The following is a 23150-nucleotide window of genomic DNA, read 5'->3' as shown; positions in this document are numbered from 1 at the left end:
AAAATTTTAAATTAGTAAAGAAAGATTAGCCTTTTGTAAAAGCTTATCCAGAGCCTTTTCTGCTCTTGATAGAAATTTGTTTTTATCTATCTTCAGTCTTTTGCCCTTATACAAAGTATTATTGAAAATACTTTGTATCTTACTTATATCAGATAATTGTTTTGCAATTCCTAATTTAATTTCTGTTCTAAAATGATCCTTTCCCCATTTGTTCTCGATGATTGAAGGAACATCGAATTTGGCGGCCTCCTTTACGACGGCCGAAGAATCGGTAATATGTATATCCGCAAAACGCAAAATTGTATATAACGGCAACGTTGAAGCGTTCTCCACATCCCAATTTCCATTTTTTATAATACTACTCACGTCCTTCGATATTTCTGCATGTAAATTTTTCATATCAGGATGCAAGCGAATCCACCAAAACCAATCTTCTGCGGATTCTTTCATTAAAGCACGTGTTACAGGCGTTAAACCGGAATGAGGTTGTAAAGTGACTAAAATATTCTTTTTCTGAGCCGAGACAATTTTCAAAAATAACTTTTCATATTGATAAACAATATCGCTTGAATTCGCTTTAAAAATCTCAAGGAAAAAATTTCCCCCAAGAATAGACTTATGTTCGGTGAATTTATTCCATTTTTTAATGGAATCTGCATCTTCCTGATCCCAACTCCAAAAATAATCGGGCAACAATTCATATTTTTGCGATTTTGGAAATTTCGTCCACCGGCCATAACCTGGATGAAAATCCCCTGCAACCCCATGCTGAATATCAACCGTCAAGACGTTACATTCATGGCAGGCAAGAATATAAGCCATTCCCATCGGTCCGTAACACGCCATTAAAAATCCAAGTTTAGGTTGAATCTTAACGAGCTTTTTTTTGAAATGAGTCGCCCAACTTCTTATAAGATTTACCCTTTTCATTAATTGCAAAATTGAATCTCTATTTATATCCAAATTTTGCTCTTCGATAAATCGAACAAATTCTTCAAACTTAGGAAATGTTTTAATTTTATCTTCTATTTTTTTCCTTCCGAAAAACATAGAAGCAAATGCTAATATATTAAAGAACGGACTTAGGAATTCAGAAGAGTACTTACGCGGAATTCTATAGTCACCGCGATAACCAATTTCAAAAGTATGAATAGGCAAATTTTTTCTTGTCAAAGTCTCCAAATAAGGATCCATCAATCGATCATAAAAATGACCGTCAGGCGTTTTAATACGAGTCGTGGAACTTGTTAGAAAAACAATATCCGTTCTTTCTTTAATTGAAGAATTTTTTCGCATATCCATTAAAACGGAAAAGAAATATAGAAAAAAATCCTTCATTACCCAAAGAAGATTTCTTAACAAATTAGTATTATGATAAGCTTTCGAAATATCATCAAGATACGTCAAGAAGCCTAAGCGGATTACTGGCCAAATATAAAAACCGCTCATTTCCCATTGTTCTACCGGAAATTTTTTCTCCAATAAAACAATAAATTTCATATAATCCTTGGGTTGCATCAATACAATTTTGGAATCAAGTTAATTTTCCGAATCGCCGATCCAAAATCCACGTCGATCGTATTCAAATACCATTGCAAAGACTCATATCTAGGTTTATTCTCTTCGTATATTTTTTTGAGCGCTTCTTCTCTTGAGATTAATCCTTCCCGAATCTGATTACTCCGAAAAGTATCGAATTCAGAAAACCCAGCCACGGTGAAATAAATATAATTATAAAACGCAGCAGTACCATCCCCAATGCGCCAAGTACTAACTGTATCCGCAGAAGTTTCCCAATTATAATGATTTAATAATATAGATTCGACCTCTTCTTCCTTCCAAGGAAAATAATTATAAATATTAAAATAGTTATGAGGTATAAAATAATAAGAAATAAATGCTCCGATTGAATCTCGCAACGAGGAATTAATATACGCTGGGTTTAGGGCAAATTCCTTAGCATAATAGAATAACATTTTCATTTTTTGAGGAAAACTAATATAATAATTATGGTCCTTACCGAAATTCGGTCGAATTCCAGCAAAACCGCTTTTAAAACTCGTTGTTTCAAGCATGTTTTCGCAGAGAAGAATGATTTTTAAATTATTGATTTTACTTAGGTAATTTGCGTAATAAAAAAACTGTTTATCACCCGCCATAAACAAAGGAATCGTTCCTAAACTCGGTTTCTTCAACCAAGCGGCTACATTTTTCTGAATATTTTTCCGCTTATAATTGATATCAGCGGAGACGAGGATATGTTCGACCCCTAATTTACCGCAAATCCTCGCTTGATTGCGCCGAGCTAAGTCAGTTACCATTCCCCAATCATATGTATATGCGATAGGATTTAATTTTAATTCTTCTTTAATGAAATGAAGACCGTAACTGGAATCCCTTCCTCCGCTAAACATTACCAAACAATCCGGCCTACCAGAAATATCTCGTATCTTATCGGCTTCTTCCCGTAGTGGCACCATACCTAAATATTTTTGTTTAACGTAGCTATTACAATAACTACAGACTCCGGATGAATCGAATAACAAAAAAGGAAAAGTTTCTGGTAAAAGACATCTATTGCATCTTTTCAACTTTTTTACTGACTCGATATTATATTCTAATAATCTTTCAAACCTCCCATTTTTGAAGGAACCAAGAGTAGGTTTCGTGGGCATCGATTCTGAAGCGTTTTGGATTTTATAAATTGCCTTCTTTTCGAAAAAATCCGTTTTAAATCCATTCGTTTTATTAGGACTAATATCCAATACATTTAAGGATTCAATATCGATTATTTTTCCCGCATTCGGTTCTATCCATTGAATTCGACACGATCCGAAATGAACTTCTAAATCCATTTTTTTTACTAAGGTCTCTAAGATATACCTCTCAGATGCGAACATAAAAAAATGCTTTTTCTCGTTCGTTAAAATATAAAGGGAACCGGTATTGGAAGCAATGAGTAATTTTTTTGCACTGTCGGCTAAGAGCGCAAACGAAGCGGATCCCTCTATCTTTTTAAAAATTTCTTGTATGAAAGAATCCGTAGAATTCGCGTTATCTACATTCGACATCAGCATTTCCGCTAAGATCTCAGTGTCTACCTCATAGGACCTTTTATACTGAGGGTTTTGATTCCACAATTCATCCACATTGACAATAATTCCATTATGGACTATAACCCCCCCGCTTTTTATCACTGGCTGATTATTATCATTATCATCATGAGTCCCGTTAGTAACTAAACGTGCGTGCGCGATCATTGCCAAAGGAGAGTTTAAGGTTTGCGCCTTTTTTCCATCAGCATCATAAAAACAACTTTCGACCGACTCTGTAAAAAATTTTCGATAAGTACCGGATTTAATAAGTTGCGTAGCTGCAATAGATTTTTTAAATACACTGATCCGATTTGTATTCCAGTTCTGAATCGCAATCCCCGATGATTCCTTACCTCTCGCTTCAGATAAAATAAATAGATGATCAACGATCGAACGCAAATCCTTATAACTTAGATTTGATTTCTGATTTCCAATTATACCAAATATTCCGCACATACTATTATAACTCTTTGAAAACTAAATCCGATTTCTTAAATTTGGCAACTACCTTAGCCGGGACGCCGACCACCATGGTGTAAGCTGGGACATCCTTGGTAACCAATGAACCTGCCCCTACAATGGAATATTCACCTAAAGTTACGCCCGCAAGTATTGTACTTCGAATTCCTATATAAGCACCTTTCTTAATAATTGTCTTTCCGCTTTCAAGCGTATCTTTAGATTTTAAAATACTTGAAAAGTGAAAGGGATAATAAGCGTGCCCAAGAATCGTATTTTGGGCAATAATAACCACGTCGTCTTCAATTTCCACGGCAGAAGGAATTGCATCATCTATAAAAACTTCAACTCCGATAAAAACATTCTTACCGATTTTGACTCCTCTCCACCGATGCAATATCACCCGAAAGGACGGAAGTAAGGGAAAATATCGCGCGATACAATGCAAGAGTCTTTTAAAAAAAGCTCCGAAAATTTTTATACCTTGTGATTCGGTACTAATTGGAATATTGCCAAAAAATTTTTGAAAGACGCTCATTTATTTCGTGAATTTGATTTTTGCGGATAGTTTAGATTTTTCAGGTAATAAAGCATGGCTTCCTGATTTACTTTGATCCGACTAAGCATATCCATAATAAATCCCAGAAGAAAAAGAAAAATGGAAAAAAGAATAAAAAAGCCCGATACAAAACCCGCCCATTTGTGAGGATAAAATGTACCTACAATTAGATAATGTGCGGCAAAAAAAATTCCGGCGATAAGACCGATTGCAAAAGCTATAATAGATAGGCTTCCGAAAACTTTTAAAGCTCTATAATCACGTACCACTCGAAAAATAATTTTTGAAGTATTATAGGCGTATTTAATAAGATTCGAAGCCATCTTAGACTTTCCGAATTCTCGAGTTCCGCGCACCCTGACTGGAACTTCTAATATCGTAATATCCTTAAATACCAAATCAATGAAAGTTTCTTGAGTATATGTAAATTTTCCAAATAGATTCAATCGCAATAACGTATCCCTCGAATAAGCTCGAAATCCGCAGGACACATCCATGAATTTTTTGCCAACAATGATACTGATCAACAGGGACATCAAGTGATTTCCATAAAATTTTATTTTGGACATTTGAGGATAAAACTCAGGATCTTTAAATCTTGATGCGGTCGCGAATCCTGCTTTGCCTTCGACGACGGGCTTAACTAACTTCAAAACATCGGATGAATCAAATTGCCCATCTGCATCAATATTTACAACGATATCAGCTCCGATTTCTAATGCCTTAACGATTCCTGTTTTGAAGGTTACTCCCAATCCTTTATTCATTTTATGACTTACAACAATTGCTCCGGCTGTCCTTGCTTTTTCAGCCGTTTGATCAGTAGAACCATCGTCAACTACAATCACAAAATCTACGAAATTAGGTAATGTTTCAATTACCCTAGCAATAGTGATTTCTTCGTTGTAAGCTGGAATTATAACAGCGATACTATGCTTTTTATACATTAAGAATCTATGCTCTAACAACGTTTGTTTGTTGCTGTTGATAACGACCACGCGAATCAACAATCATTAACGCGTTTTCCAAAATCATCTTATAGTCAATAGAATCGTGATCAGTAGCGATTAAGATACAATCATACAGCTTTACCGATTCGGGGTTCAGATCGACACTTTTTAAATTGAATTTATGTTCCACAATATTTGGGAAAACCGGAATATAAGGATCTGAATAATCTATAATACCGCCTCTCTCTCTAAGTTTTTCCATAATATAAACTCCGGGCGACTCTCTTATATCATCGACATTCTTTTTATAAGAAACCCCAATTACCAAAATCTTACTTCCGTGAATGGGTTTTTTCCCTTGATTCAGCGCATATGAGACTTTATCGACTACATAATCCGGCATAGAACTATTTACTTCTCCGGCTAGTTCAATAAAACGAGTATGCACACCGTATTCTCTTGCTTTCCATGTTAAATAAAAAGGATCGATCGGAATACAATGTCCGCCTAAACCAGGTCCCGGAAAATAAGGTACAAAGCCGAATGGCTTCGTCGCAGCGGCATTTATCACTTCATAAACGTCGATTCCCATTCGATCGGCGACGATTTTCATTTCATTGACTAAACCGATATTCACAGCTCTGTGAATATTTTCTAAAAGTTTTGTCATCTCGGCAACCTTTGTACTGCTTACAGGAACGATCTGGACTACAATCTTCTGATAAAGTGCTATAGCAATCTCAAGACAAGCCGAAGTCTCTCCGCTACAAATTTTCGGTATAGTCTTCGTATCGAATTTTTTATTACCTGGGTCTTCTCTTTCAGGAGAATAAATTAGATAAAAATCCTTACCGATTTCAAATCCATTTGCAATTAGTAAAGGTTTCAATATCTCTTCTGTAGTCCCTGGGTATGTGGTACTTTCCAGAGAGATAGCTTGTCCCTTTTTCAAATAAGGAAGAATTGTATTGAGTGTATTCGTAATATAGCTTAAGTCTGGCTCTCGAAACTTGTTCAAGGGGGTAGGAACACAAATAACAAGCACATCTAACTCCGCAACATCAGAAAATCTCTCGCTAACCTTTAATCCAGAGCTTATTGAGTTCTTGATTTTATGTGAAGGAATATGTTTAATATAACTTTTTCCCTCTTTCAACGATTCTATCTTTTGTAAATCAATATCTAAACCGGAAGTAGCAAAACCTTCCTCTACGAAACGCAAAGCCAAAGGTAAACCCACGTAGCCGAGACCAATGATTCCGACTTTTGCACTTTTATTATTTATTTTTTCAAGTAATTCACTCATAAAAAATTCTCTATCAAAGCTTCCTGTACGTAATTAAAAATTAAAGGACAATGAATAAAACAATGTGTGAAACAATCTTCATCGATCGAAAATCGTACCCGCCAATATGCAAAGCTTCCATTATCGAAAAAATTCCCGGAAACGTTGATGGCGTGAGAGAAATTTGAATATTCGATAAAACACAGAATAAATTAACATCGGAGAAAGATATAGGATCAAAAACTGAAGCATAAGGTAAATATCAACCCGTACCATTTTTGTATTGCGATCTATTGCTAAAAGCACCCACTTCAAAAAACCGGACTTTAAGGTTTCTGTGTAAAGTTCAAAACTACCGGCTCTCAGCAAAAAAAGATTTACAATAAAATTTTCATTTCCCCAGGCTTGCATCCCCAAATCGTCATATTCACTATATCGAAACATTCTTTCTGAAAAAAACTGAATCAGAATCGAAACAAGACTTACCGATATCCCAATAGTTAAAACTCGAGATTTCACATTTAACTTCAAAGAATTTACATAAAAACAAAAACCGACAAATAAAATTGGCGTAACGGAAAAAACATAATATCTTTGAATCGGACCACCGTATCCCCATTTAATCAAGATCCAAAAATTAAACAAACTTGCCAGAAATATCAATATCAATCCATTAAGGTTTTTTTTCTTCAAAAACAAAGGCACCGTCAGCCAAGAAGCGATTAAAAGAAAAGCGGTAAATATCAAGCCATTCCCTAAGCTAAAGATGACGGAATATAATCTATGTAGCAAAAAATGGAAACTTTCCGATTTAACGATGATATTCATATTCCCGTAATAGCTTAAGATATAGAATGGATTCTGAATATGATTAATAAAAAAAGTGTAATATCGAATTAAAACATAGAGACAGATAGGAGCAAATGCCAGAATAAAGTGAGGAACTGTGAATATTTTTTTATTATATGTATAGCTTTTCCAAAGGAAAGCCAACGTCCAAGCGGCTGCAAAATTCAAGTTATTATAACGAACCAACATCGTAAAGAGTATTAAAGATATAAGTAGCACTAAAATTCGAGGGGTCAAATCGAAGAATTCCGTTTTATAATCTCTTACGAAAAGATAGGTAAGAAACGTTTGTAAAAATATCTCGTATATATGCGATAAGATAGGATGCACGAAAACATAATGAATGCAACCTTGTGCAAGAAAAAAACAAAAGACTGCTATCACGGCATCACTTTTGTTTAAAAATATCCTTCCAATCTTTAACGCAAGATAGCAAGTGAGCCAAAAATAAAGAACCGTCGCTATTGCGAAAAAGAAAACTGTCCAAGATCCTCGGAGTGTATCCGTGTTACGAAGTTTATATACCTTATTACCCGCAATTTTATCTAAAATAGCTCCAAACAAAACCATCGGAGAAGCGAGTATTCCCGGTCCGATTGAACCAATTGGAATATCGCCTCTAGTTCTACTAAAATCCTCATCAGAATAATTCAAAAATTTTCCGTAAACGAGAGAGGTAGCCGTTGCTAGATACTCATATTCATCGGGAAAAGTTAAAAAATCGTTCAATACATACCTATAAAAAAAGGTAATACTCAGTCCTTCATCCGTTTTTCCATCCGGAAACTTATTTCCAATCGGGGAAAGAAAAAATAGCCCCAAAACAAAGATAAATATAGTAATTTTTTTCATTATTATTTTTGAATTTCTTATTGGTCAGAATGGGATATTTCAGATTGATATAAAAACCTGTCATAGATATATTGCGCCAAAGAATAATCCTTATAAGTGTCGACTGTTAGACTAAACCAGGACAAATCTTTTTCATTTTTCCCTTCATAGACTCCAAAATTAAATAAATGGCGGTTCTCTTGAATATACTCATTCACATGTTCCCGATGATGAGGAAGAAGTCCTTCTTTCCAAGAGCGCTCTAACGCTTGTTTTGTGAAGATTTCTAATCCCACTCCGACGGGCAAACGAGAACCAAAGGCCGGAAACGCACAGGCATAGTCGTATCTATTCTTAATAAAAAAATCAATCAATAGCTCTCCTTCGGTAACATCGACAAAAGGATTATCTCCCGTTGCACGTAGGATAGCATCGAATTTATGCTTAATCGAACATTGATAATATCGATCTAGAACGTCATATTGACTACCCCTATATACGATATGATTAGAATCTAATAGCGTTTGATTCAAAACATCGTCTTCCTGAGAATCCGGTATAGCCACAATCATAGAATTCGCGTTCCGAATTTGCTTTAACGAATCAGCGATTCTGAGAATCATTGCTTTGCCACCGAGCGGCATTAAAACCTTTCCCGGAAGACGCGAAGAACCCATCCGCGCTTGCAATATGATCCCAATTTTCATAACTTACGATTAAGTTTATATTTTAATATCAGTTAATATTTTCACGACACGCTCAATCCCTCTACCATCGAGGAGAGCTTTGCCGGAACGGGACAACGAAAGCCGAGACTCGGAATTAGCAATGATCCGTTCTATTTTTTTCTTCACTAATCCTGGATCCATATTTTTTTCGTAACCCAGTGAGACAGTCGTTCCTTTCATTTCAAAATATTTTATATTCATAATTTCATGAATTTCAGCCGCAACAGAAAGCGAAGGAACACCTAAAGCTGCCAATTCGTATAACATAACACCTCCGGCACAAATCACGAGATCGGTATTAATAAATTCTTTTAACAAATCTAATGAAGGATGCAAAAAACGAACGTTATGAAACGAAGAAGAAAGTTGTCGTTCTAAAAATTCGGTCTTTCTACTACCTGGTCCCAAATTTACAGTCACATTTAATTTTTCCGGAATTTCGTTTACGATGGTTAATATACGCTCAGTAATAAAATGTGTATCTGTTCCGCCAAAGCTTAACAATAAATTATTTACTTTTTTATGAAATACAAAAGAAGAAGCATGTTCCAAAATCGACGGCGAGAGAATCATGTAGTCGCTTCCCTCGTAAATAGGAATTCTCACTTTTCGTGATTCATATTGATTCCAAAGAAAAACCATTGGATTGATTACGGTATCTGCACTTTCTAGCCCCGCTCCAACATCATCGATATTGATAAGCTTGGCCTTAGTAACGTATCGAATTTGTTCGATCTCTTCCTTTGTAGTAGCCAACCTATCCTGTACAATAATATCTGGCGAAAACTCAGAGACAATATCTTCCCAAGGAGGATTTACCGCTTCTTCGAAAGAATAAACCTTACATCCGGTCCGATTGAGAATTTGAATTGATACTTCGTCCTTTTTTGTAAAAAATCCGATGAAATTGCCTATCTTCGTGAGGTACTCTGCAAGAACCGACATGCGTACGATATGTCCGAGACCAATTTGGTGCGAACCGTCAACCCTTATCAGAATTTTCAATAAATGTCTTCCCAGATCAAAACGTTATCCGCTTCCAAGTCCTTACTCGCTGTTTTACCTATAACATCAAAATAATATTCGCAAGAAATGCCGTAACCTGGACGTTTAATATCCATATTCAAGGGTGAAATTTTTTCACCCTTTTTGATATCCGAAGTTAACACCAAACTTTTACGATTATTTCGACGTGTATTCATCTCGGACTTAGCAGGACGTTTAATTCCATCTCCTAAGAGAATCGGCAACTGGCGTATCTTTCTTACTAATTCAAAGACTTCGTTCGGTTCCTTCGAAAGCATATGATCGGGACCTTCCGCATTTTTATCATATGTAAAATGGAATTCCAATACTTTAGCACCGAGAATAGTGGCAACATAGCAAGTATCTATACCAAGCGTATGATCAGAATATCCTACTGGAATATTTCCAAACTGCTTCTGCATGGAAATCATTGCATTCAGATTTACGGATTCCGGATGTGTTGGATAATTCGTAGTGCAATGAAAAAGTACGATCTTATCGTTACCCTCTTCCAAAATCGAATCGACCGATCTTTGAACTTCGGTCATAGTGCACATCCCAGTCGAAAGCAAAACAATCTTTTGAGTTCTCGCAACGTGCTTCAGCAACGGAATGTTCGTAGCATCATCGGATCCAATTTTATGAACCAAAACATCGTATTTTTCCAGAAAATCTACATCCGTCGGGTGCGACGGAGTAGAGAATATTAAAATATTCTTTTCTTTACAATATTGAAAAATTCTTGTAGTTAGCTCTTCAGAAAGTTCATGTTCTTTAAAATAATCAAACTGAGATATCTTGCCGGTATTCTCCATATCGAACATTGCCTTTTTAGTTGCCAACGTTTCAGCGCGGAAATGTTGTAACTTTACGCAATCCGCACCCGCATTCATTGCAGAATCAATAAGGAGTTTCGCCTCTTCGAAATTCTTAAAATTACCACCAATTTCTGCGATAATCACAGGAGAATGATTAAATAGATTGAACATATTCTTACTCATTTTGAATTTAATCGTATTTACGTCCGGTGCGAATCGTCTGCAAAGAGGATTTTCCCATATTAAAAAGTAAATCAAGTATACTCAGATAAGGCAAAAACTCGTCTTCTCCGCTTTGATTATAGGATGTACATTCATAATCTTGGTAAATTAGATGAATCGCATTTTTTTGAAAAAGGGTTTCATCCAGATATTCTTTTCCAAATTTTCCGGATAAATATGAAGTGGCGCCTAACTCTTTACAGATATCAAAAACAAGTTTCCCTCCCCCTTGACCTTCATTACGAACAACATCTGAAGCAAAAACAATCTTTGTATCGATGCCTAACTTTTGAATAATATATGTGATGATAGCGACATTCAAACTCGCTAAAACTTGCATACTACTATCTTCAAAAATTTTGCATATATCAAAGAAATATTCTGAAAAAAAATGAGACTTCGAGTATAATAAGGCGATAGTTTTAAGATTCTTTTTAATCAAACGATTTTCGCGATCAATTAGTTTTTGATTAATAAATAAGTCGTGAGAGCTATTTTCAAGAGGTAGAGATAGAAACTGAAATCCGCCTTTTCCGTCGCGGATCTTACAACGATTTTGAAAATACCCTTTTTCAAATTGAACGTTGTCCAAAATTACGAAGACATCCGAAAAATCCACTTTATCAAAAAAGGGAATCCAAGGAAAAAACTCAGGTTGATGAATACTAACTTTCAACTGAATTAACCAGACTTCGAATTCCTTGTAAAAGATTTACCGAGGGCATCCACCCAAAATCATCGCTAATTTTACGAATATCAGCATAACAATCTTGTATTTCATTTACTCTCTTTTCGGAGAGACTTTTAATTTCAATTTCTTTGTTCATTGCTAAACCAAAAAGCTTAATAATTTCCAATACACTTACACTTGTGCCTGATCCAACATTATAAACTTCAATTCCTGTGGGTATACGTCTTACGACTTTATCGATCGCTTTGCAAAAATCCTCTACGTGCAAATAATCTCTTTTGGGCTCCAAATCCCTCACGATAACACAGTTGGTCCTACGCAGCTGTTCAAAGACAAATTGGATTAAATTTTCGGTCGGCATAAAAGGCCCGTATAGATTAAAAGGGCGCAAAATCGTTAGATTTAAACCGAATAAATCAGCATATTTGATTAACAATTCTTCCGAGATGAGCTTACTAGCTGCATAGGGATTATTAACGCTCAAAGGATGTTTTTCATCTATCGGAAGATATCGAGGATTTCCGTACATGTAGCTACTTACATATATTAAAGAAGCTGAATGTTTTCGACAATATCCGATTGTATTCAAAGTCGATATGTAATTGCTCCGAAAAAATACATCAGGATTATCCCACGAACCGAGAACACCGACTTTTCCTGCTAAATGAATTACCAAATCTGACTCCGGTAACTCATTTATATCGACTTTTTCGAGATCGATGCCAACACTTCTCGCAACCGGGATAATCTTTATATCTTCTTCACTTTGAAGCAAGACATTATGAAGATTTCTTCCAATAAAGCCTGAAGAGCCGGTTAAAAGAATTTTCATTCTGTATTATTCAGCAATCGAATCTATAGACAATAGAAGCCCTATTTTTCTTTGGAGCAAACGAATTACTCACCGATGAGCTGTTTACGATTTGTATAATTTTCAGCTAAGACCTTGCGACCGTGAAGATTTAATTCTTCGGGCTCAGTTTGCCTTGGCAGATAGCACTTCCTGCAGATACCGTAGGCTTCTACCCCTAAATGTTTCCTATGCAAATCTCTTGCGATATTCAATTTTTCACCGTGCCATATTTCATGAATAGATTCTTTGTTAGCATCTCCGACAACGTAATCATTCTCCTCGTCGTTTGAACACATCATGGCAAGGCCATCGGCGCCGATAACTAATCGTTGGTACAATTGAGAACAACTAAAATTGGGTACATATTCAATTAGGTCTTTGCCATCGTTTTGAAGGTAATCGATCAAAGGATTAGAACTTACCATATCGGTAATAGGTGAAAAAATATCATAGTATTCCTCAAAACGATCTCGAATTGCCGGCAAAACGCTTTGAACTTTGATGACGGGCTTCACTCTACCTGCTTCTTTTTTTATTTGTTGATAATTCTTTATTTTCTCAACTGCACGATCGAATTTTGCGGGTTTACGGATTCTTTCATAAGTTTCCCCTATCCCATCAAAGGAAATTGTAATCCAATCAATCCCGGCCTCCATAATCTTTGCGAACATAGCCTCATCAAGTTTTACCCCATTCGTAAGAGTGGAAATTTCCTTGATTCCTTTATCTTTTGCATATTTCACGCAATCAATGATTCGTTTATGTAGAAAAGACTCCCCACGCAAACTCAAACGAATCGAATAAACTCCCGCGGGACCTATTTCATCGATGATTTTGGTATACAATTCCCAACTCATCAATTTCGTGTTTACCTTCTCCTTGAACTCTTTTGTAACCGTGTAACACATCGGACATTTCAAGTTGCAAATCGAAGCTAGCTCTATATCAACGTGAAGAGGATAATCATTTTGTTTATGCTGTTTCGGATTTTCAAACCATTGACGTCTATATTCTTTATATCCTTCCGGATCATCGGAAGCTCGATTTTTTTCAAACATCGTCTCTCGTTCGACGGTTTCTAAAGTAAACTGACCTTTATTGATCGGAATATATGAAATAATTTTCTTTTCATCCTGAATCTCATGGACAATCTTATTCCTCTGTTCAAAGGGTTTCATGCATTTTTCCTTATGGATAAGATTTATGAAAAATAATTACCATAATCTTGATCGGCTTTCTTTAATTCTGAATGTCTACCGATATCGATCCAATATTCGTGAATAGGAAAACTTCCTACTTGAACATTTTGATTGATCAAGTGCGTAATCAACTGCGGCATATCAATCTTTGTATTGGGTGGAACCATACGAACGGCTTCCGGGGAAAGAATATAGATTCCAGCATTAATAAAATATTTGTATTCAGGTTTTTCGGAAATTCCCGTAATTCGATTACCTTCTAATTCAACAACACCAAAGGGGATCTGTATATTTTCCGTTCTAACTGTCATCGTCACAATGTTTTTCTCCGCTTCATGAAAATTCAGCAAAGAAGCGTAATTTACACGACTTAAAATGTCCCCATTCATAGCTAACAACGGAAGTTTTAATTCGGAACTATCGAGGAGCGACAGAGCTCCCGCTGTACCTAACGAATTCTCTTCCTGCACAAATCGTACGATCCCGTCATAGTGCTTATTTGAAGCGATTGCATTTCTGATCATATCAGCTTTATGGTTAAGCGCAAGAGTTATACGTTGAAAACCCGTATCGATTAGTCCGTCCATAATCGTAAATAAAATCTCTTTACCACCGACTTTCACCAAAGGCTTAGGTATTTCCTGAGTGATCGGGTATAGACGAGTACCCAATCCCCCCGCAAAAATAAATGCTTCTGCCTGAATTCCCGAAAACAAAAGATCATCAATTAGCTTAAGATCCAATACCCTGCCTGTATCATCTAACACAGGAATTTGATGGATTTGCTTTTGTTTCATTAAATGAAGAATGGTATTATCCGGAATATCAGACGTAACCGTCAGTGGTTTAGTAATCATAACGGTCGACACGGGTACATCAAGACTTCCCGATCCGATAATAATCCTGCGAATATCCGAATCAGTAAGAACCCCTAGTAATTTACTAAAAGAATCGGTAATCAGAACGATCCTTTTATGCTGCTCATTGAGAACTTCTATCGCTCTACGGAGAGGTGTATCTGGAGTGATAAAAATGTCATTTAAGCTCATTCAAATATTATAAATATCCGATTTATATTTTCTCAGATTATTCGGATTAGAAAACCATTCTATGGTTTCCATCAATCCTTTAGATAAACCTTGAATTCCCGAAAACTTGGGAGACCAATTTGTTAACTTATGCGCTTTAGAATTGTCAGCCCACAACCTTTCAACCTCGCTTTTATCGGGTCTTTTACGGACTTCATCCGTCGAAATCTCAATATCCTGTCCCATCAATTTGGCAATCAAGGAAACGGTTTCCTCAATCGAAATTTCAAAGTTACTTCCTATGTTGATTGTCTCTCCGACGACTTTATCCGAATTTAAAATGGATAAAAATCCGGCAACGGTATCACGGACAAAATTAAAATCCCGTGTAGGATGAATCGATCCCATCTGAATCTTTCGTTTTCCAGAGAGGATCTGAGTGATAATCGTTGGAATTACCGCACGCGCGGATTGCCGTGGTCCGTACGTGTTGAAAGGTCTAATAATGCTTACTGGAGTTCCAAAAGAAGAATAAAACGAAAAAGCAATCTGATCTGCACCAATCTTCGAAGCTGAATACGGAGATTGCCCTTGCAGGGGGTGCTCTTCCGAAATTGGTACGAACTTAGCGGTTCCATACACTTCGCTTGTCGAAGTATGAATAACTTTTTGAACTGAAAAATCTTTTGCCGCCTGTAAAACATTTAAAGTTCCTTTGATATTCGTATCGATATAAGTATCTGGAGAATGGTACGAATAAGGAATTGCAATCAAAGCTGCGAGATGCAAAACTGCATCGCAATTTTTCACTGCATTCCGCACACCGTTCGGGTCTCGGATATCGCCTGAAAAAACCTCCAGCTCCTTTTGAATTTCCTTCGGAGAGTCATCTAACCAACCCCAAGAATTAAAAGAATTATAATATACGAAAGCCTTAACCGAATGCCCCTCACGGACCAACGCTTCTGTCAGATGCGAGCCGATAAAACCGTCAGCACCCGTTATAAGTATTTTTGAATATTTTTTAGACATAGGATTGTTAAGTTTAATGAGTAAAAATTCTACCTACTTTCTTTTAACTTTCAAACGAAATCCGCAAAGGTCTTTCTCGTTTTTTGGAAAAACCAAAACCCCGTACAAAGTAAAACGAAACCGAAAATCGAAGCAATTATAGTGTTTTGCCAATTTGGAAATTGACCAAATAAGAATACGCTTCTTGCATCCTCCAGCAAATATGCGAGAGGATTAAAAATCATAAATTTTTGAAAAAGAGGAGGAATTCTTTCTATGCTATAAAAGACGGGACTAACAAATAAAATTACCGTAATAATGTGCCCGATTATATAGCCCAGATCTCTAATAAAGACCCCGATAGATGCAAGGAAATAAGAAACTGCCAATGACATCAAGATTAAAGGAAACAACACGATAGGAAGAAAGACAAAAGTCCAATGAATATAAAAGTGATAAAGACCGTAAAAGATAAACAAAACGCCAAAACTTATAAAGGCATGAAATATCGAACTTAGAAGACTGACAATCGGTAGAATCTCAAGAGGAAATATTACTTTCTTTACATAGCTCGCATTTGAAACGATCAGGCTTGGCGATTCTTTCACGATTTCTCCAAAAAGATTGAACACAATCAAACTAGCAAAAAGAACCAGGGCGAAATCCAATTTGGTTTCATTTTCGATTCCCCATTTAGCCTGAAAAACAACCCCAAATGCGAACGTGTAAACTCCGAGCATAATCAAGGGATTAAAAAAAGACCAAAATAATCCTAGGATTGAACCTCTATATTTTCCAATAACGTTTCTTTTAGTTAATTGTAATATTAATTCCCAATGCCTGACTACAGAACGAAAAAGAGTCAAAATGTTTGTGCCTTGATTTTGCATCCAAATCACATCCTTACAGTCCCATTTAAAAAATCCTGATAAGCAATTTTAATACCTTCTTTTAAGGAAGTACTCGCCTGCCATCCAAGATTCTTTAACTTTGAAGAGTCCAATAATTTTCTCGGAGTTCCATCAGGTTTCGTCAAATCCTGTATAATCTCACCTTGATACCCGACTACCTCCTTTACGATTTTTGACAATTCCGCAATGGAGACCTCTTGACCGCTTCCGACATTAATTACTTCATCCGATAAATAATTATCCATAAGAAAAATACATGCGTTCGCAAGATCATCTACAAATAAAAACTCCCTTCGCGGTTCTCCGGTTCCCCACATAACTACCTCGGGCAATTTCGCCATTTTCGCTTCATGAAATCGTCTAATAAGAGCTGGAAGTACGTGAGCATTCATCGCATTATAATTGTCCCCGATTCCATATAAATTGGTCGGCATAGCAGAGATGAACTGTGTATTATACTGTTTATTATAAAACTCGCACATCTTTACGCCGGCAATTTTCGCGATCGCGTAAGCTTCATTCGTAGGTTCAAGTGGTGCGGTAAGTAAAGAATTTTCTTGTATTGGTTGTTCGGCGAATTTGGGATAAATACAAGACGATCCTAAAAATAGTAATTTTTTTGCGCGATATACATAAGCAGAATGAATGAGATTATTCTGAATTTGTAGATTATTGTAAATGAAATCGGCCGAATAAGTATTATTCGCATAGATCCCGCCTACTTTTGCGGCAGCAACAAAAACGTAATCTGGTCTTTCATTTTTGAAAAAATTTTCCACATCGGATTGACGCAATAAATTGAGCTCTTCGGAACTGTGACCAAGAATATTTTTAAAACCTCGGTTCTTTAAAGCTCTGCCAATCGCAGAACCCACCATACCAAAATACCCTGCTATATATACTTTTGAATCCTGCTCCATACGTTATGCTCCTATAATTGCTGAGATTCCAATCTAGTAAGTTAGATCTCTGATATTTTTAATCCGTATTAATAACCTAAAGAATCATATTAATAGCTTTTTAATAAAAACTTATAATTCTTCCCCTACTTCCTTCTTCAACTCTTCGATCTCTTTCCGGATCTGTTCGTATTCCTGCATTTTAACTTTCAGATAACGAACCGTGATACGTGCCTTTTCTTCGATTCCCATCGGAGTTAAAAAATAGGCGTATGCGAGTTTGTTCTTGCTGTTCTTAAAGTTCTTCGCCTTGACCCAACCCTTATCCATCAAAGCTTTGAGACAATAGTTCACTTTCCCTAAGCTGATCCCCAAAATCTCGGAGATTTCCCTCTGATTGACTTCAGGATTTTCTTCCAAGATTCTCAGAAGTTTGTGTCTTAACGCGTCATCCATAACGAAACACTCAAAAGTGGGAAAAATACGGGGAAAATGCGGTTGAGACCGTGTTTCCAGGCATAGCTTCGCCGGGTCAGTCCCAAAATTGGAAAATCTTAACTCATAAAAAGGCTGCAAACACGGCCTGTCAAGAAAATTTGTTCAACCCTTGAACAGACAGCGACTTGGGAAAATTCCCAAATTCCAAGAAACTTTCTCGGGTTATCTTTTAGGAAGGAAGAAGCGAGGAAACGTTCTGACTAAAAACAAAATCGTAAAGAACACAATACTTTCCCTCGTTCGCATGACCAAGGAAACGGATAAAAAAAGGAACCGCAAAACACGAAAAAAACGATCGATTCACAAGGGGATCCGACTCAGCGAGAATTGTTTTCCTAGAAAGTTGAAATCGAAACTCCCTTTCCCGACTTTATGGAATGAATTTCGAATCCGATCGATCGATCGATCGATCGAACCGGAACGACTCCATTACAAAGAAACCCTTTAAAGACGAACTCCGCAAATCCGAACGCTCCCCATCCAAGTCCGATTCTCATATTCAATTCTTTGCATCGAAACGATGCTCGTAAATCTTACAAAGTGTTCCGCTTTCGTTCCTTTCTATATAAGAAACCTCTGAATCATTCGAAGATCGAATCACCGAAGAATGGATTCTTAAGTTAGGAGATCATTTTAAACATCGATTCAGTTTTTTCTTGCAGAAAGGATTCTTCGAACAAACTATATCCAATTTCTGCCCCGTAATTTCAGGAGATTCTAACACTATGGCCGATTCCTCTATTGTCCAAAAATTGGACGCAAGGCTCATCGAAGACGGCATCCTCGATCGAGCTTTCGAAGATGATTATTCCCTCGTTCACCAAAGGCTCAACGAAGAGTTTCGTAAAACCGGAAAGTCCGCACAACCCGAAGCCAACTTCGAACTCGGAGAAAAGATTCTCAGAGATTGGCTGCACGGACTCGCTCGCCAAGGAGCTTCTCAAGATAAGCTGACAAGTTATCTTCGTTGCGGACTCGCGCATCTTTCCTACGACTACATCGAATCAGCGAACGAAGGAATGGAAACTTCCGATATCGACGAACTGATCGGCCGCGCTTTGGTTTCTTTTAAGAATCGCGATTTCGAAAAGACATTCTTCCGTTCCAACGAAGGCGACAAGGCCGTTGTGGAACGAGTTGCCGCGAAGAAAGCCGCGGTAAAAAAAGCAGCGAAGAAGAAGGCCGCCAAGAAAAAGGTCGCAAAAAAGAAAGCGGCAAAGAAGAAGTCCGCTCCTAAAAAGAAAAAGACGGCTAAGAAAGCGGCCAAAAAGAAAGTAGCGAAGAAAAAAGCTCCCAAGAAGACCGCAAAGAAGAAGGTGGCTAAAAAGAAAACCGCCAAGAAAAAATCGAAAAAGAGATAATTCGTTTCGATTCTTCCTTTCGTTCAAGACACCTTGAAGTCGCCCTTCGACAAACACGCGGCTTCAAGGTGATGCCGATCCAAAGTCCGTTTCAATCCGCAGTCGATTCAATTCTTGCCGAGCCCCAGGCTGATTCTTGTAGCGTTCGATCGCTTCCACAAGCAACGGCGAGGACATTCCGTAATTCGAGGTTAAGATCATAAAATGAGATCCGATCCATCCTTCATTGGTGAGGATTTCTTGGATCGCTTTATCATAGAATTCTTCCGGCTCCGTTCTGATTCGATCGAAGGAGCGCAGCAAAAGAAAGACCGCGGCGTTGTTATTGAATTCACCCGCGCGTACGTCGGCGATTTCGTCCCAAGGAAGAACGACCGACCATTTGCTCCTTCCGATTCGAAAGCCGTCGGAATCGAATCGAAGAAAACCTACCGGAACTTTTCCAATTGTTATCGTAATTGCCAATAAAACTCCGAAGCCGGCAATGATATATGCAAGAATTCTCATTAAAAAAGGGTAATTGTCTCCGAAAACAGCGAGGATCGTTCCGAGCAACATCAACAATAAAGCCATCAACCAAGCACGCAAGCGGGACGGCTTGATATCGACTCCTCCGATCGCATCGACGGAAATACTTTGAAACTTGCTTTCTTTTAATTTTCGAAGTATCGTCGTCAGAAAGGTTCCCGCACAAACTCCGAAGAACGCGATCGTGACGATCCCAACGTTTAAATTCTTAGGAAGAACGAAAATTCCCATTGCAACGAACGCGAGCGAAATCGCCGTCAAAACCCAATCCATTCGTTTTGGCTTGAGATCGTGATAAGTTGGATTCGTTTTTTTCATCGGTTCCGGTTCCTGAGGTGGAGTATTCTCGGTTCAAGGATTTAGCCGCGATTTTGCGTTTAGGCGACGGTCGCCTAAATGTTGTGCCGCACGTGCGAAAATCCTTGGGAAACCGATTCCTCAAGCAACAATTCGATTTGCAGGAGTTCCCACATTTTTCGGAGATCCAAGCATCGCTTGCAGGAGTTCCCACATTTTTCGCAATTCAAACGAATTCGAATCTCAGAAGTTCCCTCGTTCTTAGGAAATACAGCTTCGGTGTGTATGAGATCCTACAATTCTCAAATAGAGAAACACACAGACTTCGACAAAACCCCTCTAAGAAACCCCGATGATCGACCGAATTCTCCGCAATTTCGTTCCTAAATCCACCCTGGCACTCGCAAAAAAAGAGTGCTAATTTTTCAAAAAAATGCTGGAACTTTTTTAATCGTTTGGCACTCTAATACTCAGATTGCTAAAGAGGAAAGAAGAATGATGAATGAATTTAGAATCTTTGAAGACCTTCACAAACTGCAAAATCAGTTTTCCGGCTTTTGGGATCAGTTTCCCGCGGGAGGTGGAAGCGCCTATCCGGCCTTAAACATTCATAAAGGACCGGACGAAGTTACCATTACCGCCCTGATTCCCGGCATCGATCCGGAAAGTCTACAGATCACCGTCAGCGGAAACAGATTGGATCTCAGCGGAGAAGCTCCGGTAAATTCCCATTCGTCTGCGAACACAAACCGAGTGGAACGGTTTCATGGAAAATTCCGAAGAGCATTGGAACTTCCGGCCGAAGTGGATTCGGAAAAAGCAACCGCCGAATTTAAAAACGGAGTTTTGATTCTTAGCCTTCCGATTCGGGAAAGCGTAAAACCGCGTAAGATTCAAATCCAGACCAAGTAAGTAAACAAAGGAGAACCGACTATGACAAACGCAGTTCTGCACAAAGAAAATCATACGGCTGAGGAGAATCAAACTTCTCAGGAAACAAAAAAAGAACGAGTGAGAATCCTTACTCCGAGAGTGGATGTTTACTCCGACGAAACGAACATCTATCTGATCGCCGATCTTCCCGGAGTGGAAGAAAAGGACGTTCAAGTGCAGCTTGAAAAGGATCAGCTTACGATTTCCGGAAGAACGTCCGAAAGAAACGTTCCCGGTGAACTGAGATATTCCGAGTTCCGCACGGGCGAATACAGAAGATCATTTACGGTGACCGAGTCCGTGGAAGAAGACCAGATCTCCGCCGTATATAAAAACGGTGTGTTGAACCTGACTCTTCCGAGAAGAAAACCTCATACCAAAAAGATCGAGGTTCGTTCCGAATAATTTCACATTGAGCCGACGCTGGGCCTGAAACGGCCCTCCGGCGTTTCGTTATACTACCTGAAGTCTAAAACCCTATATTCAACCTCGGAATTCTCCGGGGTCTTTTTTTGCAATCTTCCGACAAGAAGATCTGAATTTACATAGCACAATTTGGTTTTTGGAAAGAATCAGCCAAACTTTCATTCACTTAGATCGTTCGATCGAGATACGTCGCCGAGGCGACGCTTCCCTTTCGAAACGTATTTCCCGGATTGAAAAAAAGAAAAGGCTTGGAAAGTTGTCCGTAACGCACAACTTTCTACCCGGAATTTCAAAAAAGCGCGTTAGGAAGCACATATCATGAAAACCTTTCTCCTTCTTCTTTGCTCGAACGTATTTATGACCTTTGCCTGGTACGGGCATTTGAAATTCTTTCACGGTTGGAGTCTACCCCTGACGATCGTCTTAAGCTGGGGAATCGCCCTTTTCGAATACATGCTCATGGTTCCCGCCAATCGAATCGGCTACGCCGAAGAAGGTTACAACGCGTTTCAATTGAAGATTCTGCAGGAAATCATTACGATCAGCGTTTTCATCGTGTTCGCTTCTCTGATCTTAAAGGAAAGAATCAAGTGGAATCACGCGGTGAGTTTTCTCTTGATTTTAGCGGCGGTTGGGTTCGCGTTTTACGATATATCGAGCGACCCGCAGGAAGCGAGATAGCCGGAGATGCGCGGAGCCATTCATCGAAGGCTTCCAACGAAGTTGGAAAATCGGCCCAAAAATGCAAACGACAAAACCGTAAACCGAGAATTCTTCTTGGAAACGAAGGAGTTCCCACATTCCTGCACGCAGTCTCATCGATTTACTTTTGTTTCTTTTCGAAGGAGTTCCCACACCGATTGAACGACGAAACGATCCTTAAGGACACCGACCAATTCTACCGACAAACCATCGGAAGATTGAAAAACGCTTGTAAAAAGGAGCAGATCGAAAGTCGAACAAGCGGATCGACGAGATGTGCGCGTCTCCGTCCGCGCTCTCTTCCGCAAACCGACGGCTTTGAAGAATCCGGTCTCCGCCCTTGTCTATAAGAATTTCTTAATGTCTTTGGCGAGAGTTTTTCCGTCGGTTCCTCCCGGAAACGTCGCGAGAATTCTGCTCTGATCGTCAAGAACGTACAAAAAGACGGTGTGATCGACCGTGTAGCCGCCCGTAACTTGCGGATTGCTCACTTTTTTCGAAATCGCACCGAACGCGTTCTGCAAAACGTCGAGCTTGGACTTTTCTCCGGTTAATGCGACCAATCTTTCACCGGGAAACTGTTTTACGTATTTTGCAAGTAGTTCGGGGGAATCCCTTTCCGGGTCAACGCTGATAAAGACGGGCGTGAGATTCTTCCCTTCTTCCCCGAGTTCTTTGACCGCGGCGGACATATCCAGAATCGCACGTGGACACATGTCCGGACAATGCGAAAAACCGAAATACACGAGTTTCAATTTACCGGGAATTTCGCGCAGAGGAACTTCGGAATTCGCGGTATTCTTTAAAACGGACGTAGACCATTCTTCCACTAAAACGGGTTCTTGGTTCGCTGCGGTTTTCGACTTCCAAAGTTTCCAACCGAAAAAACCCAGTCCGATTCCGAAAATTAAAACTCCGATAAAAAGAATTCTTTCCTTCAAAAAATTTCTCCTAAACGATTCCGGGAACGGGAAGACTTAAAAATAGAATT

24 protein-coding genes are annotated in these 23150 nt (G+C 38.4%); 4 read left to right on the top strand and 20 right to left on the bottom strand.

Annotated elements, in window-relative coordinates:
• Nucleotides 1-6 precede the first annotated feature (6 nt).
• The 18 genes from LFX17_RS07055 to LFX17_RS06970 form a co-directional block, all read right to left on the bottom strand.
• Nucleotides 7-1500 (bottom strand): hypothetical protein, encoded by a 1494-nt coding sequence (locus tag LFX17_RS07055; RefSeq protein ID WP_238729607.1) that lies wholly within the window; start codon nucleotides 1498-1500, stop codon nucleotides 7-9.
• A gap of 17 nt (nucleotides 1501-1517) precedes the next feature.
• Nucleotides 1518-3551, bottom strand: coding sequence for a hypothetical protein (locus tag LFX17_RS07050; protein ID WP_238729605.1), 2034 nt, complete (start codon nucleotides 3549-3551; stop codon nucleotides 1518-1520).
• A 4-nt stretch (nucleotides 3552-3555) separates the two neighbouring features.
• Complete coding sequence (locus tag LFX17_RS07045; RefSeq protein ID WP_238729603.1) at nucleotides 3556-4092, bottom strand: acyltransferase; 537 nt, start codon at nucleotides 4090-4092, stop codon at nucleotides 3556-3558.
• Nucleotides 4089-5060: a glycosyltransferase family 2 protein gene (locus LFX17_RS07040; RefSeq protein WP_238729602.1), complete on the bottom strand. Its 972-nt coding sequence runs from the start codon at nucleotides 5058-5060 to the stop codon at nucleotides 4089-4091. The genes LFX17_RS07045 and LFX17_RS07040 overlap by 4 nt, the downstream gene beginning before the upstream one ends.
• A gap of 7 nt (nucleotides 5061-5067) precedes the next feature.
• Nucleotides 5068-6369 (bottom strand): nucleotide sugar dehydrogenase, encoded by a 1302-nt coding sequence (locus LFX17_RS07035; RefSeq protein ID WP_238729601.1) that lies wholly within the window; start codon nucleotides 6367-6369, stop codon nucleotides 5068-5070.
• A gap of 120 nt (nucleotides 6370-6489) precedes the next feature.
• Nucleotides 6490-8049 (bottom strand): hypothetical protein, encoded by a 1560-nt coding sequence (locus LFX17_RS07030; RefSeq protein WP_238729600.1) that lies wholly within the window; start codon nucleotides 8047-8049, stop codon nucleotides 6490-6492.
• A gap of 17 nt (nucleotides 8050-8066) precedes the next feature.
• Entirely contained in the window at nucleotides 8067-8735 is a 669-nt protein-coding gene (locus LFX17_RS07025) for a cytidylyltransferase domain-containing protein (protein WP_238729599.1), read from the bottom strand.
• Nucleotides 8736-8750: 15 nt separating this feature from the next.
• Nucleotides 8751-9701, bottom strand: coding sequence for a glycosyltransferase (locus LFX17_RS07020; RefSeq protein WP_238729598.1), 951 nt, complete (start codon nucleotides 9699-9701; stop codon nucleotides 8751-8753).
• 56 nt (nucleotides 9702-9757) lie between these two features.
• A complete protein-coding gene (locus tag LFX17_RS07015; RefSeq protein ID WP_238729597.1) occupies nucleotides 9758-10783 on the bottom strand; it encodes an N-acetylneuraminate synthase family protein in 1026 nt (341 codons plus the stop codon).
• 7 nt (nucleotides 10784-10790) lie between these two features.
• The gene (locus LFX17_RS07010) at nucleotides 10791-11498 is read right to left on the bottom strand and encodes a WbqC family protein (RefSeq protein ID WP_238729596.1); all 708 of its coding nucleotides are present in this window, start codon (nucleotides 11496-11498) and stop codon (nucleotides 10791-10793) included.
• On the bottom strand, nucleotides 11488-12345 hold the full coding sequence (locus tag LFX17_RS07005) for an NAD-dependent epimerase/dehydratase family protein (protein ID WP_238729595.1): 858 nt from the start codon (nucleotides 12343-12345) through the stop codon (nucleotides 11488-11490). The genes LFX17_RS07010 and LFX17_RS07005 overlap by 11 nt, the downstream gene beginning before the upstream one ends.
• Before the next feature lie 65 nt (nucleotides 12346-12410).
• Nucleotides 12411-13544 (bottom strand): radical SAM/SPASM domain-containing protein, encoded by a 1134-nt coding sequence (locus LFX17_RS07000; RefSeq protein WP_238729594.1) that lies wholly within the window; start codon nucleotides 13542-13544, stop codon nucleotides 12411-12413.
• A gap of 23 nt (nucleotides 13545-13567) precedes the next feature.
• Nucleotides 13568-14614, bottom strand: coding sequence for a nucleotidyltransferase family protein (locus LFX17_RS06995; RefSeq protein WP_238729593.1), 1047 nt, complete (start codon nucleotides 14612-14614; stop codon nucleotides 13568-13570).
• Nucleotides 14615-15625 (bottom strand): NAD-dependent 4,6-dehydratase LegB, encoded by a 1011-nt coding sequence (locus LFX17_RS06990; protein ID WP_238729592.1) that lies wholly within the window; start codon nucleotides 15623-15625, stop codon nucleotides 14615-14617. It lies immediately after the preceding gene.
• A 50-nt stretch (nucleotides 15626-15675) separates the two neighbouring features.
• Nucleotides 15676-16494, bottom strand: coding sequence for an ABC transporter permease (locus tag LFX17_RS06985; protein WP_238729591.1), 819 nt, complete (start codon nucleotides 16492-16494; stop codon nucleotides 15676-15678).
• Nucleotides 16495-16499: 5 nt separating this feature from the next.
• Nucleotides 16500-17435: a GDP-L-fucose synthase family protein gene (locus LFX17_RS06980; RefSeq protein ID WP_238729590.1), complete on the bottom strand. Its 936-nt coding sequence runs from the start codon at nucleotides 17433-17435 to the stop codon at nucleotides 16500-16502.
• A gap of 111 nt (nucleotides 17436-17546) precedes the next feature.
• Nucleotides 17547-17870, bottom strand: coding sequence for a MarR family EPS-associated transcriptional regulator (locus tag LFX17_RS06975; protein WP_238729589.1), 324 nt, complete (start codon nucleotides 17868-17870; stop codon nucleotides 17547-17549).
• Between the two features lie 377 nt (nucleotides 17871-18247).
• Nucleotides 18248-18409, bottom strand: a complete 162-nt coding sequence (locus tag LFX17_RS06970) for a hypothetical protein (RefSeq protein WP_238745833.1) — start codon at nucleotides 18407-18409, stop codon at nucleotides 18248-18250.
• A 228-nt stretch (nucleotides 18410-18637) separates the two neighbouring features.
• Here LFX17_RS06970 and LFX17_RS06965 point away from each other — a divergent pair, with 228 nt between their 5' ends.
• Nucleotides 18638-19273, top strand: a complete 636-nt coding sequence (locus LFX17_RS06965; RefSeq protein ID WP_238729587.1) for a hypothetical protein — start codon at nucleotides 18638-18640, stop codon at nucleotides 19271-19273.
• 63 nt (nucleotides 19274-19336) lie between these two features.
• Here the strand turns inward: LFX17_RS06965 and LFX17_RS06960 are convergent, their stop codons facing one another.
• A complete protein-coding gene (locus LFX17_RS06960) occupies nucleotides 19337-20119 on the bottom strand; it encodes a hypothetical protein (RefSeq protein WP_238745831.1) in 783 nt (260 codons plus the stop codon).
• Nucleotides 20120-20596: 477 nt separating this feature from the next.
• Between LFX17_RS06960 and LFX17_RS06955 the strand changes: the two genes are divergently transcribed.
• The 3 genes from LFX17_RS06955 to LFX17_RS06945 all read left to right on the top strand — a co-directional run bounded on the left by LFX17_RS06955 (nucleotide 20597) and on the right by LFX17_RS06945 (nucleotide 22138).
• Entirely contained in the window at nucleotides 20597-21010 is a 414-nt protein-coding gene (locus LFX17_RS06955; protein WP_238731535.1) for an Hsp20/alpha crystallin family protein, read from the top strand.
• Nucleotides 21011-21031: 21 nt separating this feature from the next.
• A complete protein-coding gene (locus LFX17_RS06950) occupies nucleotides 21032-21436 on the top strand; it encodes an Hsp20/alpha crystallin family protein (protein ID WP_238729585.1) in 405 nt (134 codons plus the stop codon).
• Nucleotides 21437-21775: 339 nt separating this feature from the next.
• On the top strand, nucleotides 21776-22138 hold the full coding sequence (locus tag LFX17_RS06945) for a DMT family protein (RefSeq protein WP_238729584.1): 363 nt from the start codon (nucleotides 21776-21778) through the stop codon (nucleotides 22136-22138).
• A gap of 365 nt (nucleotides 22139-22503) precedes the next feature.
• On the opposite strand, the gene LFX17_RS06940 is transcribed toward LFX17_RS06945, so the two are convergent.
• A complete protein-coding gene (locus LFX17_RS06940) occupies nucleotides 22504-23100 on the bottom strand; it encodes an SCO family protein (RefSeq protein WP_238729583.1) in 597 nt (198 codons plus the stop codon).
• Nucleotides 23101-23150: the final 50 nt, after the last annotated feature.

The organism is Leptospira sanjuanensis (genome assembly GCF_022267375.1).
GTDB lineage: Bacteria > Spirochaetota > Leptospiria > Leptospirales > Leptospiraceae > Leptospira > Leptospira sanjuanensis.
This window is presented reverse-complemented; position numbering and strand designations above follow the sequence as displayed.

Coding starts and splice junctions, on each gene's coding strand:
- LFX17_RS06985 (WP_238729591.1), bottom strand. CDS start 16,494: ATGCAAAATCAAGGCACAAACATTTTGACTCTTTTTCGTTCTGTAGTC.
- LFX17_RS07030 (WP_238729600.1), bottom strand. CDS start 8,049: ATGAAAAAAATTACTATATTTATCTTTGTTTTGGGGCTATTTTTTCTT.
- LFX17_RS07025 (WP_238729599.1), bottom strand. CDS start 8,735: ATGAAAATTGGGATCATATTGCAAGCGCGGATGGGTTCTTCGCGTCTT.
- LFX17_RS07015 (WP_238729597.1), bottom strand. CDS start 10,783: ATGAGTAAGAATATGTTCAATCTATTTAATCATTCTCCTGTGATTATC.
- LFX17_RS06975 (WP_238729589.1), bottom strand. CDS start 17,870: ATGGATGACGCGTTAAGACACAAACTTCTGAGAATCTTGGAAGAAAAT.
- LFX17_RS06980 (WP_238729590.1), bottom strand. CDS start 17,435: ATGGAGCAGGATTCAAAAGTATATATAGCAGGGTATTTTGGTATGGTG.
- LFX17_RS06995 (WP_238729593.1), bottom strand. CDS start 14,614: ATGAGCTTAAATGACATTTTTATCACTCCAGATACACCTCTCCGTAGA.
- LFX17_RS07045 (WP_238729603.1), bottom strand. CDS start 4,092: ATGAGCGTCTTTCAAAAATTTTTTGGCAATATTCCAATTAGTACCGAA.
- LFX17_RS06955 (WP_238731535.1), top strand. CDS start 20,597: ATGAATGAATTTAGAATCTTTGAAGACCTTCACAAACTGCAAAATCAG.
- LFX17_RS07050 (WP_238729605.1), bottom strand. CDS start 3,551: ATGTGCGGAATATTTGGTATAATTGGAAATCAGAAATCAAATCTAAGT.
- LFX17_RS06950 (WP_238729585.1), top strand. CDS start 21,032: ATGACAAACGCAGTTCTGCACAAAGAAAATCATACGGCTGAGGAGAAT.
- LFX17_RS06960 (WP_238745831.1), bottom strand. CDS start 20,119: ATGAAAAAAACGAATCCAACTTATCACGATCTCAAGCCAAAACGAATG.
- LFX17_RS07020 (WP_238729598.1), bottom strand. CDS start 9,701: ATGTCGGTTCTTGCAGAGTACCTCACGAAGATAGGCAATTTCATCGGA.
- LFX17_RS06965 (WP_238729587.1), top strand. CDS start 18,638: ATGGCCGATTCCTCTATTGTCCAAAAATTGGACGCAAGGCTCATCGAA.
- LFX17_RS07035 (WP_238729601.1), bottom strand. CDS start 6,369: ATGAGTGAATTACTTGAAAAAATAAATAATAAAAGTGCAAAAGTCGGA.
- LFX17_RS06945 (WP_238729584.1), top strand. CDS start 21,776: ATGAAAACCTTTCTCCTTCTTCTTTGCTCGAACGTATTTATGACCTTT.
- LFX17_RS06970 (WP_238745833.1), bottom strand. CDS start 18,409: ATGAGAATCGGACTTGGATGGGGAGCGTTCGGATTTGCGGAGTTCGTC.
- LFX17_RS07040 (WP_238729602.1), bottom strand. CDS start 5,060: ATGTATAAAAAGCATAGTATCGCTGTTATAATTCCAGCTTACAACGAA.
- LFX17_RS06990 (WP_238729592.1), bottom strand. CDS start 15,625: ATGTCTAAAAAATATTCAAAAATACTTATAACGGGTGCTGACGGTTTT.
- LFX17_RS07055 (WP_238729607.1), bottom strand. CDS start 1,500: ATGAAATTTATTGTTTTATTGGAGAAAAAATTTCCGGTAGAACAATGG.
- LFX17_RS07005 (WP_238729595.1), bottom strand. CDS start 12,345: ATGAAAATTCTTTTAACCGGCTCTTCAGGCTTTATTGGAAGAAATCTT.
- LFX17_RS07000 (WP_238729594.1), bottom strand. CDS start 13,544: ATGAAACCCTTTGAACAGAGGAATAAGATTGTCCATGAGATTCAGGAT.